The organism is Kitasatospora sp. NPDC058218, from assembly GCF_042882445.1.
Classification (GTDB): Bacteria; Actinomycetota; Actinomycetes; order Streptomycetales; family Streptomycetaceae; genus Kitasatospora.
The window spans coordinates 239,389-251,578 of sequence record NZ_JBHVWC010000002.1; the positions used below are offsets into that span (position 1 = coordinate 239,389).

7 protein-coding genes are annotated in these 12,190 nt (G+C 73.9%); 2 read left to right on the forward strand and 5 right to left on the reverse strand.

Going from position 1 to position 12,190, the window contains the following annotated elements; genetic code table 11:
- Positions 1–110: 110 nt before the first annotated feature.
- Together ACFVYI_RS02080 and ACFVYI_RS02085 are read right to left on the reverse strand one after the other, a co-directional pair.
- Positions 111–1,937 carry a bifunctional metallophosphatase/5'-nucleotidase gene (locus ACFVYI_RS02080; protein WP_387880479.1) on the reverse strand — a complete coding sequence of 609 codons (1,827 nt, stop codon included), beginning with the start codon at positions 1,935–1,937 and terminating at the stop codon, positions 111–113.
- 275 nt (positions 1,938–2,212) lie between these two features.
- Positions 2,213–2,890, reverse strand: a complete 678-nt coding sequence (locus tag ACFVYI_RS02085) for a LuxR C-terminal-related transcriptional regulator (RefSeq protein ID WP_387880527.1) — start codon at positions 2,888–2,890, stop codon at positions 2,213–2,215.
- Positions 2,891–3,429: 539 nt separating this feature from the next.
- Here ACFVYI_RS02085 and ACFVYI_RS02090 point away from each other — a divergent pair.
- Positions 3,430–6,783 carry an AAA family ATPase gene (locus tag ACFVYI_RS02090; protein ID WP_387880481.1) on the forward strand — a complete coding sequence of 1,118 codons (3,354 nt, stop codon included), beginning with the start codon at positions 3,430–3,432 and terminating at the stop codon, positions 6,781–6,783.
- A gap of 43 nt (positions 6,784–6,826) precedes the next feature.
- On the opposite strand, the gene ACFVYI_RS02095 is transcribed toward ACFVYI_RS02090, so the two are convergent.
- The 3 genes from ACFVYI_RS02095 to ACFVYI_RS02105 all read right to left on the reverse strand — a co-directional run bounded on the left by ACFVYI_RS02095 (position 6,827) and on the right by ACFVYI_RS02105 (position 10,197).
- On the reverse strand, positions 6,827–7,339 hold the full coding sequence (locus tag ACFVYI_RS02095; protein WP_387880484.1) for a hypothetical protein: 513 nt from the start codon (positions 7,337–7,339) through the stop codon (positions 6,827–6,829).
- Positions 7,326–8,978 carry a substrate-binding domain-containing protein gene (locus tag ACFVYI_RS02100; RefSeq protein ID WP_387880530.1) on the reverse strand — a complete coding sequence of 551 codons (1,653 nt, stop codon included), beginning with the start codon at positions 8,976–8,978 and terminating at the stop codon, positions 7,326–7,328. The genes ACFVYI_RS02095 and ACFVYI_RS02100 overlap by 14 nt, the downstream gene beginning before the upstream one ends.
- Positions 8,979–9,108: 130 nt before the next feature.
- Positions 9,109–10,197, reverse strand: a complete 1,089-nt coding sequence (locus ACFVYI_RS02105) for a hypothetical protein (RefSeq protein WP_387880486.1) — start codon at positions 10,195–10,197, stop codon at positions 9,109–9,111.
- 422 nt (positions 10,198–10,619) lie between these two features.
- Here ACFVYI_RS02105 and pyk point away from each other — a divergent pair, with 422 nt between their 5' ends.
- Entirely contained in the window at positions 10,620–12,050 is a 1,431-nt protein-coding gene (gene pyk / locus ACFVYI_RS02110) for a pyruvate kinase (protein WP_387880489.1), read from the forward strand.
- Positions 12,051–12,190 lie beyond the last annotated feature (140 nt).

The window sequence follows — 12,190 nt, forward strand, 5'->3', positions numbered from 1 at the left end:
CGGCGCGGGGTCTACTGGGTCGGGGCCGGCCGCGGGGGGCGGGGGGGCACGGCGGCGGGCCCCCCGCCACCGGGGAATGGGGGGGGGGGCACGCCCGCGGTCCGGCAGGCTCAGAAGACCGGCCGGCCGGCGCGGACCAGGCGCCAGGACTCGCCGGCGAAGTCGGCCGGGTCGATGGTGCCCCTGGCCTTCACCCAGGAGATCATCGCGTTGCGGATCTCGTCCGAGTTGGCCCACACCTTCTGGGCGGCCGCGACGTGCGGGAAGTTGCCGCCGCCGTTGGCGCGGTAGTTGTTGACCGCGAGGACGAACTGGGCGGCGGGGTCGACCGGCTTGCCCTCGAAGGAGAGGTTGACGATCCGCGAGCCGACCGGCTGGGCGATGTCGATGTCGTAGCCCAGGCCGTAGATCGAGTCGTAGTTGTAGTCCGGGGTGCTCCCCGCGTTCGTCAGGGTGGCCTTGTCGACCGGCGCGTCCGGGGCGAGCTGGGCGTAGTACCGGGCCGAGAACTCCAGGTAGTCCTTGAGCTGGGCGCCCGTCAGGATGCGGGCCTCCAGGGTGTTCTCGTAGATGTACAGGCCCGCCGCGTCGCGCAGCTTGACCTGGCCGGCCGGGATCACCGCGCTGCGGTTGAACGGCGCGGCCTGCGCCAGCACCGGCAGCTTGGCGTACTGGCCGCCGGCCAGCGCCTCCTTGACGACGTCGGCCTGGACGCGGCCGATCAGGTCGATGATCGGGACGTCCTTGAACGGCGCCTCGGCGATCGACAGCTCGATCTTCGCGGTGCCGATGACCTGGTTGACGTACTCGACCACCTTCTTGTGCTGGTCGGTCATCAGGTCGACGATCTCCGGGTCCTCCGGGACGGTGTTGGAGTTCAGCACCCGGGAGGAGAGCGAGACCACCTTCCAGGCGCCCTTGTCCAGCTCCACCTCGAAGTCGAAGCAGGTCAGCCGCTGGCCCCAGCAGAGCGGCTCGGAGAGCACGACCGTCCGGCCGGTCTCCTTGTTGACCACCAGGCGCTGCGGGATCTCCTTGTGCGCGTGACCCACCAGGACGGCGTCGATGCCCGCGACCTGCTCGGCCAGCGCGACCGAGACGTTCTCCCCCCACGGCAGCTGGTCACCGTAGGAGGTGGCCTCGTCCATGCCGGAGTGGCAGGCCACCACGACGACGTCGGCACCGGCCGCCTTGACCTTGGGCACCCAGATCCTCGCGGTCTCCACGATGCCGGGGAAGGTCATCTTGCCGGCCACGTTCGCCTTGTCCCAGATCGCGATGCCCGGGTTGGTCAGGCCCAGGATGCCGACCTTCAGGGCCGGGCCGTTGCCCAGCTTCAGCTTGCGGATCACGTACGGCGGGAAGGCCGGCTTGTCGTTCTTGGCGTTCAGCGCGTTGGCGCCGAGCAGCGGGAAGTCCAGCTGCTCCTCGTAGGCGCGCAGGGTGTCGATGCCGTAGTTGAACTCGTGGTTGCCGAGCGCCGCGGCCGTGTACTCCATGGTGTTCATGGCGAGCGCCATCGGGTGCTCGGGCGCGTGGTCGGCCTCGGTCGCGATCGGGTCGACCCGGGCGTAGTAGTAGGTCAGCTGGGTGCCCTGGATGGTGTCGCCGGCGTCGATCAGCAGGGTGCGGTCCCAGCCCTTCTCCTCGCGGACCTGCTTGGCCAGCGTGGAGATCTTGGCGAGGCCGACCTCGTTGTGCGCCTTGTCGGCGTAGACCGCGTCGGTGAAGTAGTCCCAGTTGAGCACCCGGCCGTGCAGGTCGGTGGTGCCCATGACGGTGAAGGCCTGCTTCCTGGCCCGGCCCTTGGCACGGGCGTCCTCCGGGCCGGCCGCCGCGGCGGGGGAGGCTGCGGCGAGGCCGGCGCCGCCCACGAGGGCTGCGCCGGCGGCGGTGACGGCGGACCGGGTGACGAAGTCACGGCGGTTCAGAGGCATGGACGGCTCTCCCGGGTGGGAACGGCGAACGGATCGTCAACGATGGTGGTGACGCGCGTAGAGGTACGCGCGTAGAAGTGTGCCGCGCGACCCCGGCCGATGGATAGCCCCGGAACGTTTCCGGCAGGTGAGATCTTGGCGACTCGTTCGTGACACCGCCCGGCGGGCCCCGCGCACCCGCCGGGCCCGCCGCCGGGCCCCACGACGACGAGCCACCCGCCACGCCGCGGACGGAACGCGGCGGGACGGGTGGCTGCGGGGGCGTGGTGCGGGGCCTAGATGTAGCCCTCGCGGACCGCGTGGGCGACGGCATGTGCCCGATTGCGCAACTGCAGACGGGTGGTCAGCCCGTGCAGCACGTTCTTGACGGTGCGCTCGGAGTACGACAGCCGGGCCGCGATCTCACCCGTGTCCCAGCCCTCGGCGACCAGCCGCAGCACGTCCGACTCCCGCTCGGACAGCCCCGCCGGCGCATGGCCCGGCATCCCCTGGACACTGCGCTGCAACCGGCCCACCTGGCTGATCAGCCGCCCCAGCAGGTCCGCCGGCAGGTCACCGTCGCCCCGGGCCGCGGCCAGCACCGCCCGGCCCAGCCGCTCGGCGGTCGCCTCCCGGCGCCAGAGGATCGCGGCCACCCCGCACTCCACCGCCTCCAGCAGCTCGGCCTCGCGCATCCGCTCGACCACCAGCACCACCCGCTGGTCGGCGCCGGGGATCAGCCGCCGCAGGTTCGCCATGACGGCGGCGTCCGCCGACTCGGCCAGCAGCACGGTCACCGCCCCCGGCGTGGTCGGCGCCCCCGGGGCCGGGTCCGCCAGCTCCAGGCCCGGGTGGCGGCGCAGCTGCGCCTCCGCACCGGCCCGCGAGATCGGGTCCGCGGCCTGCACGACGACACTGGTCCGGCTACCGCTGGACGGGGGAGCGGCAGACGGGGCGACGTGGCGGGCGGACATCGGGCGTTGCGGCGGCACCATGCGCTGACCGGTCGACGCGGAAGCGTGCCTGGGCACGGCGCGGCGTTCGTGGTCGGTGTGCAGGACAGTCAATCTGGCCCCCTCCTGGAGCGTCCCGGCCCGCCACCGGACGGCCGGTATGCGCGCTGAGGGGCGGTGCATGAACCCGGCGGGCGGTGGCCGTGCGGCGTGCGATGCGGGGACGACGACGGCCCCCCGGTAGGCTCCATGGTCCCCGCCACGGGCGGCCATGACCATCGTGGTCCACCACGAGATCGGCCACCCGACGGCATCGGAGCAGCGCAGCGCCGCACGGACACGCGGACGAGGTGCGCCGCACGGGCCCGGGCGGGGGGCGGTGCGGGGCCCGGCGGGAGGGGTGCCGGGCAGGTCGGGTGGGGATGCTGTGCGGCTCCGGAAGGGGTGCGACGAGAATCACAGCTCTAGCCGAGCCGCTGACACGGCGTCAAGCCGTTTCCCCGCACAACGGGGAAAAGTGCCCGTCCGGTCATCCGGCGGGCGTCGCGGGAGGGAAGCAGATGAGCACCGTCAGGACGCGCGGACACCACCAGGACCGGACCGTCGCCGCACCACCGCACCTCGCGGCCCGCGACTCCCAGCTGCGCCGGATCGCCGCACTCGCCGCCCGCGCCCGCGCCGGCACCGGCGGCGTCCTGCTGCTCACCGGCCCCGCCGGCACCGGCCGCAGCGCCCTGCTCGCCGAAGCCGCCCGCCGCGAGGCCGCCCACGGCAGCACGGTCCTGTGGGCCCGCTGCTCCGCCGACGAAGCCACCACCTCCTACGCCGCCGCCCGCCAGCTGTTCGAAGCCGTCCCCGGCCACGGCACGCCACCCGCCGGACCCGGCCGCACCCCCGGCCCACCGGACACCGACACCGAGCTCTGGGCCCTGCTGCGCCTGCACGCCGCCCACCGCCCCGTCCTGCTCGCCGTCGACGACATCCACCTCGCCGACCGGCCCTCCCGGGACTGGCTGCTCCAGCTCGCCCGCCGGATCGACCGGCTGCCCGTCCTCCTGCTGGCCACCGAACACCGCCAGTCCACCCTCGGCGCCCCGCCCGCCCGCTTCGGCCGCGGCCTGCCCCCGGGACTCGCCGACACCACCCGGCTCGGCCCCCTCGACACCACCGCCGCCACCCGGCTGGCCGAACTCCACCTCGGCCTCGGCGCCCCGCCCGCCCTCGCCGCCGACTGCGTCCACGCCACCGGCGGCAACCCGCTGCTGCTCACCGCACTCCTCAGCGACCTGCGCGACCACCCCGAGGGGCCCTGCCCCATCGCCTTCACCGCCCTGCCCGCGCCGCCGGCCCTCGTCGCCCTCCCGGCCCTGCCGGCACCGCGCGCCCTCGCCGCGCTGCGGGCCCTGCCCGACACCTGCGCCCGGCTGCCCGGCGGTGCCTTCCCCGAAGCCGTCGAGCAGTGGCTGCGCGGCGGCGGCGACCGTGCCCTCGCCACCGCCCGGGTGCTCGCCCGCATGCAGGAGCACCCCGCCGCCCGCAGCGCACCACTGCCCGGCGCCGGCGACCACGACCCCGTTCCGATGCTCGCCGAACTCTCCGGCGCCGACCCCGACCAGATCACCGGCTGGCTCGCCGAACTCACCGCCCAGCACCTGCTCGACGACCCCGGGCCCGGCCGCTGGCCCCGCTTCGCCCACCCGCTGCTCGCCGACGCCGTCCTGGCCGGCCACGCACCCGGCCACCGCGCCCACGTCCACCGCCGCGCCGCCGAGTTCCTGCACCGCAGCGGGGCACCCGACGAACGCGTCGCCGGGCACCTCCTGTTCACCCCCGCCCCCGCCCCGCGCTGGGCCGCCGAAGCCCTGCGCCGCGCCGCCCGCAAGGCCGCCGAGGCCGACCGCCCCGAGGACGCCGTCACCCTGCTGCGCCGCGTCCTCACCGAGCCGCTCAGCGACCGCCGGCGGGGCCTGCTGCTCACCGAGCTCGGCGGCCTGGAGGTCACCCTGGGCCCGGCCGAGCGCACCGCCGGCGTCCGCCACCTCGCCGAGGCCGTCCACCTCCAGCAGTCCGACGAGGGCGTCTTCCAGACCGCCAACACGCTCGGCGCCGTGCTGGCAGCCCGCGGCGACGCCCCCGCCGCGCTGGAGCTGATGGAGGAACTGGCCGAACGCTTCGCCGACCGCGACGACCTCGTGCACGCCGTGCAGGCCGCCGCCGCGCTGATCGCCGCCCACGACGGACACAGCTGGCTCCAGGTGGTCGAGGGCGTCCAGCGGTTCGCCGCCCGCACCCAGCACCGGCTCGCGCCGCCCGCCTACGCGCTGCTCACCGAGTTCGACTCGACCAGTGGCGTGCTCTCCGCCACCGAGGTGGCCGGGCGGGTCAGGGAACTGCTCGACGCCCCGGTCGACCCGCTCTGCCGCTCCTACGTGCTGGTCTCCGCCGCCACCCTCGCCCAGTGGGCCGACCTGCTGTCCGAGGCGGACCGGCTGGTGGCGCGCGGCCTGGCCGCCTACCGGGGGCCGTCGCTCGACCCCGGGTACCAGTGCCTGCTGAGCGTTCGGGCCGAGACCCGGGTGATGCGCGGCGAGTACCAGGCGCTGCTGGACGACCTCGCCCTCACCGAGCCGACCAGCGCGCCCGCCGTGCCCGCCACGCCTCCCGCGCCGTCCGCTCCGGCGCTGCTCGCGGCGCCCGCTCCGGCGACCCTGCCCGCCTCGTGCGCGGCCGGGGCGGCGCCCGCCGCCCAGCCCGTGCGCCACGGGCTGCGGACCGGGGCGCGGGGGAGGGCCGGCGGCGAGGCCGCCGAGCGGTCCGAGCGGTCCGTCTGGTCCTGGTGGTGCGGGACAGCGGCGGACACCGGATCGGGAATCCCCGGCCACGGCGGCGCGGTCGCCGGGGACCCGGGGTGCACGGGGCCGGGCGCCGCGGGCTCCGGCGCCGCGGGCTCCGGCGTCGCGGGCCCGTGCGCCGGGTTCGCCGCAGTCGGTGCCGGTGCCGGCGCCGGCGAAGCGGACGGAGCCGGGAGCACCGCCACCGAGACGGCGCCCGGCCACTACGCGGGCCTGCTCGGCCAGCAGAACGCCCACCTGGTCGCCCAGGCCGTCATCGCCCTCACCGAGACCGGCCGCTACTGGCAGGCCCACGGCCTCGCCCGCGCCGTCGCCGCCGACCGCGCCCAGGGCTCCTGGGAGTGGAACGAGTACCTGTACGCCCGCGGCCTGCTCCGACTGGCCACCGGCGAGCCCGCCGAGGCCCTCGTCGACCTGATGGAATGCGGACGCCGACAGGGCGAACGGCAGGTCCACAGCCCCATCGTCACCCCCTGGCGGTCCGCCGCCGCCGACTGCCACACCGCGCTCGGCGAGCCCGGCCCCGCCGTCGCCCTCGCCGAGGAGGAACTGCGGCTCGCCCGGATCTGGGGCACCCCGCGCACCGTCGGCCGTGCCCTGCGCGCGCTCGCCGCCGCCACCGGCGGCCGGCACGGACTCGACCTCGCCGCCGAATCGGTCGAACTCCTGCGCACCGCCGAAGTGGAGACCGAACTCATCCCCGCGCTGATCACCTACGGCCGCCTGCTCGCCGACGGCGGCCGGCGCGGCGCCGCCCGCCGCGCCCTGCGCGAGGCCGCCGGCCGGGCCGAACGGCTCGGCGCGGTACGGCTGCGGGCCGTCGCCGGGGAGTCGCTGCGCGCCAGCGGCGCCCGCCGCGGCCGGGGCGAACACGCCGGGGCGGAGGCACTCACCGACAGCGAACTGCGGATCTGCCGCCTGGCCACGGCCGGGCACTCCAACGCCGAGATCGCCGCGATGCTGCACCTGGCCGTGCGAACGGTGGAGACCCACCTCACCAACAGCTTCCGCAAGCTCGGCGTCCGGCGACGGGCGGAACTGGCCGGGGCCCTGGAGGCATGACCGGCCCCGAGCGGGCCGGACGGACCACGTCCGCCCGGCCCGCTCAGGCCGCCAGCGCCGCCGCCATCAGCTCCACCTCACGGGCGAGCGCCACCCCCGGATCGGCCCCGTTCGGCGACCAGCGCTGCCAGGTCCGGGCCCGCAGATAACCGTCCACCGCCACCGGCAGCCGCCGCAGGACGATCCGCTCGGCCGCCGGCCCCCGCCCGGCCGCCCGCAACCGCTCCACCAGGGCGTCCACCTCCACCGACGACGGCAGCGCCACCGTCCCCAGGTAGTCGGCCAACTCCTCCAGCTCCGCCCACGGCGGCGGCGCGGGCAACGGATCCGGCACCGGCCGGGACGGCAGCACCGGCGGCGGGGGCGGCCCCGGGGTCAGCAGCGCACCGACCCCGTACAGGGCCGCCACGATCCCCGGCCACCAGGCACCACCGAGCCCCACGAAGTGCAGCACGAGCCCGGCCGCCCCCGAGCCGCACCCGACCAGGTTGCGGGTCGACCCCAGGTAGCCCATCACCCGCCGCCCGCCCGGACCCCCGCTGCTACTGGTAACCACGGATCTCCTCGAACGCACCGTCCAGCGAAGCCGTCCCGTCGAACAGCTTGCCGCCGGTCAGCTCGGCGATCCCCTGCAACTGGTTCTTCGCCGCGTCCCCGAACAGGATCGGGAACACCGGCACCGCCTTCTGCGCCGCCGACAACCCGTTGTAGAAGTTCCGGAAGTCCTTGTCCGACGCGCCCTCGTTGCTCTCGCCGTCCGTCATCACCACGATCGACGTGAACCGGTCGTCCCCCGTCGCCGCCTGCTGCCGGTCGAGGACCTTGTACGCCTCCTGCAGCGAGCTGTACACCGCCGTCCCGCCGTCCGCCGACAACGCCTGCACATCCGCGTTGATCGACGCCAGCTCCTGCTGCGCGCCGGTCGCCGGGACCGTGTGCGTCTTCGTCGACTTCACCTTGGACGCGAACGACAGCAGCGTCACCTCCTCCCGGTTGCGGAACCGCCGCACCCCACGCGGGTCGTCCGCCCCCGTCAACCGGCCCATGGCCGACTTCAGCGCCGCCAACCGGGCACCCGCCATCGACCCCGAGGTGTCCAGCACGTACACCGTCCGCGACGGCCGGCGCAGCTCGTCCTGGTACGAGGCCAACAACCCGTCCGCGACCGCCTTGCTGCCCGGGAACGGCAGCTCACGCCGCCGGTCGGCCGGCAGCGACGACGCCGGCGCCACCCCCGCCGCCACCGGACGGCGCAGCGTCAGCTCCGAGATCCGCTTCTGCACGTCCTCCTTCAGCAGGTACGACGTCAGCCGCTGGAAGGAGTCCCGCTCCCGCTGCGCCGACGAACCGAGCAGCGTCAACGGGTAGTTCGCCGACACCACGCCGTCGATCGGCCGCACCACCGTCAACTGCTGGTCCGCCGCCAGCGTCTTGTTCAGCGACAGCAGCACCGACTCGTAGTTCACCAGCGCCCCGACCCGCCCCTGCTCCGCCCGCGCATACGCCTGCGCCAGCCAGCCGGACGAACCCGACGTCAACTTCTGCCCCGTGAAGAACTGCTTCAACGACGGCGTCGCCTTCTGCACATCCGCGTCCGTCAGCGCCGAGTCCGCCCCCGAGAACGCCGACGCCACCGCCACCAGCGCCGAGAAACCGGAGTTGGACCGCGACGGATCGGCCATCCCGTAGGCCAGCCTGCCCGTCGAGGCCGCGTCCGCCAGCTGCGCCCAGCTCACCTTCGAACCGTCCCCCCAGCCCAGCTCGCCGAGCGAGGCGGAGCGCACGCCCACCGCCACCGGCGACACCATCACCGGCGTCTCGGACAGCAACTTGGACTTCGCCGTGTCGTCCAACCGCAGATAGTGGTTGGACGGGAACCAGACCGCGTCGTACTTGCCGTCGGCCCGGCCCGAGGCGACCGCGTCCGCGCCGTCCAGCGACCCGGTCCAGGAGAACTGGACGGTCACCCCGGTCGCCTTCTGCGCCTCCTCCAACACCGGTGCCATGTCCTGGAGTTCACTGCCGGCCAGGACGCGCAGCACACCCGCCTGCGCGGTCGGCGCGGGCGCGTCGCTCGGCCGGGGCGCCGGCGCCGGCGAGGACGTGCACGCCGTCGCCGCCACCAGCAGGGCCACCCCCGCCGCCAGTACCCGCCCGCCGTGCCGCATCGCGGCCCCCGCCCTGATCGTCCTCATCACCGTGCCGCCTGTCCTGCCGTCGAGCCTGCCGAGTGCCGTGCCGTCCGTCATGCCGTGCGTCGTGCCGCCTGCCCTGCCGCCTGCCGTACTTCCCGCCGTGCCGCCGGTCCTCGTCGCCATGGGCCGGTCACTTCCCCTTGGCCGCGTCGACCAGCTTGGTCAGCATCGTGGGCTCCGCGACCGGGGCCTGCTTCACCCCGGCCGGCTTCAGGTCCGGCGCGAAGGCGGGGTTCTCCCGGCCGGCGGTCTGCAGACCGAAGGCGGCCGGGTCCGACTGGGGCCGAAAACCGTACTTGGCCTCCAGCTTGCGCAGCTTCTCGTTGTCGCGCAGCAGGTTGGCCAGCTTCTGCCCGGCCTCGGTGCGCCCGACGATGGTGTGGTCGGAGGAGATGGTGGTGTCCGGGTACAGCACCACCATGTCGCCGGCGTTCTTGCCCTCCACGGCCAACTGGGCCGCCTGCGACTCGTAGGCGAGCACCAGCGGATTGCCGACGTTCGAGAGGAAGTCCCGGAACGGCTCGTCGCTGCTGCTCTTCTGGATGCCCTGCTTGGAGGTCAGCGCGAGCAGGACGCCCTTCACCTGCTGGACCTCGGCATCGGTCGAGACCACCTGGTGGTTGTTCAGCAGGTAGGAGACGAGCGCGATGTAGAGGGCGCCGGAGGAGGACTCGGAGGGGTCGGTGGTGGTCATGTAGATCGCCCCGCTGAGGTCCGACTGCTCCTTGGCCCCGGTGAGCTCCTCCCACTTCTGGCCGGCCTTGGCCCGGTTGAGGTACTCGTCCATCTTGAGCGTCCACACCCGGGAGTTCTGGTCCTGGGAGGCCAGCCCGTTCTGTGCCAGCACCTTGGCGGTCGACTGGTGGGCCAGGACCACCAGCGGCGAGTAGAACGGGCGGATCGGCGCGTCCTTGAGCTTCAGCTGCCCGCGGATCGCCTCGGCCGGCGACAGGCTGGCGGGGAAGGCGAAGTCGAGCTGGTCGACCTTGCTCTCGCCCATCAGCCACGAACCGGTGGTCTGCACCTCGACCTTGAGGCCCTGCTCGGCCAGCGCCGCCGTCACGTCCGGGTCCTTGAAGAAGTCGCGCTTCTCGGAACCGATCACGCCGGTGACGGTGACAACCTTGGGCCCCGGATCGTCGCCGGGCGTTTTGAGCAGCGCGAACGCCACCCCGCCGAGCAGCACCAGGGCCGCGATCACTCCGAACGCACGCTTCATGCCGGACGATTCCCCCTCGTCGAAACGCTGTCCGGGCTCCCACCCGGGTGACGAGCGTCCCGCCGGGCCGCGAGCGCCGGCCGAAGGCGCGGTGAACCAGGGGTGAACACCCCTTCACGGAATCGCATCGGGATGCGCGGCCGAGGTCCGGCCGCCGCGCGCCGGGGTCAGGACGGTCGGCGGAAGAGGTGGTGGGCGGTGCGTGGCGGACGACGGGACCGTCCGCATGCTCACGGGTCGGGGCCGTCGTCACCGGAGGCGGTCGGGGGGTCTGCGCGTCAACCGGCCGAGCCCTCCGTCGCCCGCTCGGGAGGGTGCGGGCGACGATGTGTCAGATTGTTCAACTCGCCTTCCTGCAAAGGTCATCCCGCTGGACGGACGGAGGTCGATGTTACGCGCCGGTAATGCCTACCCTCAGCAGTATGCGCCGAGCAAAAATCGTCTGTACTCTCGGGCCAGCCACCGACTCGTACGACCAGATCAAGGCCCTGGTCGACGCCGGGATGGACATCGCCCGCTTCAATCTGAGCCACGGCTCCCACGTCGAGCACGAGGAGCGCTACCGCCGGGTCCGCAAGGCCGCCGACGAGACCGGCCGCAGCGTCGGCGTGCTCGCCGACCTTCAAGGCCCGAAGATCCGCCTGGAGACCTTCGCCGAAGGTCCGGTACTTCTCGAACGCGGCGACGAGTTCACCATCTCCACCGACAAGGGCGTCGTGGGAGACCAGAACATCTGCGGCACCACCTACCCGGGCCTCGCCGCGGACGTCACGAGCGGCGAGCGGATCCTCGTCGACGACGGCCGGGTCACCCTGGAGGTCGTCGAGGTGGCCGGCCCGCTGGTCCGCTGCACCGTCGTCGAGGGCGGCCTCGTCTCCGACCACAAGGGCCTCAACCTCCCCGGCGTCGCCGTCTCCGTCCCCGCACTCAGCGACAAGGACGTCGCCGACCTGCGCTGGGCCCTGCGGACCGGAGCCGACCTGATCGCGCTCTCCTTCGTCCGCAGCGGCCGCGACATCGAGGACGTCCACCGCGTGATGGCGGAGGAGGGACGCTTCGTCCCCGTCATCGCCAAGGTGGAGAAGCCGCAGGCGGTCGACAACCTGGAATCCATCGTCGACGCCTTCGACGGCGTCATGGTGGCCCGCGGTGACCTGGGCGTGGAGATGCCCCTCGAACAGGTCCCGATGGTCCAGAAGCGCGCCATCAAGCTGGCCAAGCGCAACGCCAAGCCGGTCATCGTCGCCACCCAGATGCTCGACTCGATGATCAACGCCTCCCGCCCCACCCGCGCCGAGGCCTCCGACGTGGCCAACGCCGTCCTCGACGGCAGCGACGCCGTGATGCTCTCCGGCGAGACCTCCGTCGGCAAGTACCCCGTCGAGACCGTCAGGACCATGGGCCGCATCATCGAGGCCGCCGAACAGGACGTCCTCGCCGCCGGCCTCCCGCCCCTCACCACCGGCACCAAGCCGCGCACCCAGGGCGGCGCCGTCGCCCGCGCGGCCGCCGAGATCGGCGACTTCCTGGGCGCCAAGTACCTGATCGCCTTCACCCAGTCCGGCGACACCGCCCGCCGCCTCACCCGCTCCCGCTCGCCCATCCCCGTGCTCGCCTTCACCTACGAGCCCGCCGTCCGCAGCCAACTCGCCCTCACCTGGGGCGTGGAGACCTTCCTCGGCCCCTTCGCCCCCACCACGGACGAGATGGTCGAACAGGTCGACGCCGCGCTGCTCTCCCTCGGCCGCTGCCAGAAGGGCGACATCGTCGTCATCACCGCCGGCTCCCCGCCCGGCCTCGCCGGCTCCACCAACCTCGTCCGCGTCCACCACGTGGGGACGCTGGACAACTGACCGGCCGGGGGGGGGGGCGGCGCCGGGCACCCCCCCCCCCCCGGCCGTCCTGGTCGGCCACGGCCGTGTGTTGTTGGTGGTGTGGGGGGGGGGCCGGGTGGTGGAGCGGGGGGCGCTGTAGGTGTTGGCGGCCACATCGG

Coding starts and splice junctions, on each gene's coding strand:
- ACFVYI_RS02080 (WP_387880479.1), bottom strand. CDS start 1,937: ATGCCTCTGAACCGCCGTGACTTCGTCACCCGGTCCGCCGTCACCGCC.
- ACFVYI_RS02085 (WP_387880527.1), bottom strand. CDS start 2,890: ATGTCCGCCCGCCACGTCGCCCCGTCTGCCGCTCCCCCGTCCAGCGGT.
- ACFVYI_RS02090 (WP_387880481.1), top strand. CDS start 3,430: ATGAGCACCGTCAGGACGCGCGGACACCACCAGGACCGGACCGTCGCC.
- ACFVYI_RS02100 (WP_387880530.1), bottom strand. CDS start 8,978: ATGAGGACGATCAGGGCGGGGGCCGCGATGCGGCACGGCGGGCGGGTA.
- ACFVYI_RS02105 (WP_387880486.1), bottom strand. CDS start 10,197: ATGAAGCGTGCGTTCGGAGTGATCGCGGCCCTGGTGCTGCTCGGCGGG.
- pyk (WP_387880489.1), top strand. CDS start 10,620: ATGCGCCGAGCAAAAATCGTCTGTACTCTCGGGCCAGCCACCGACTCG.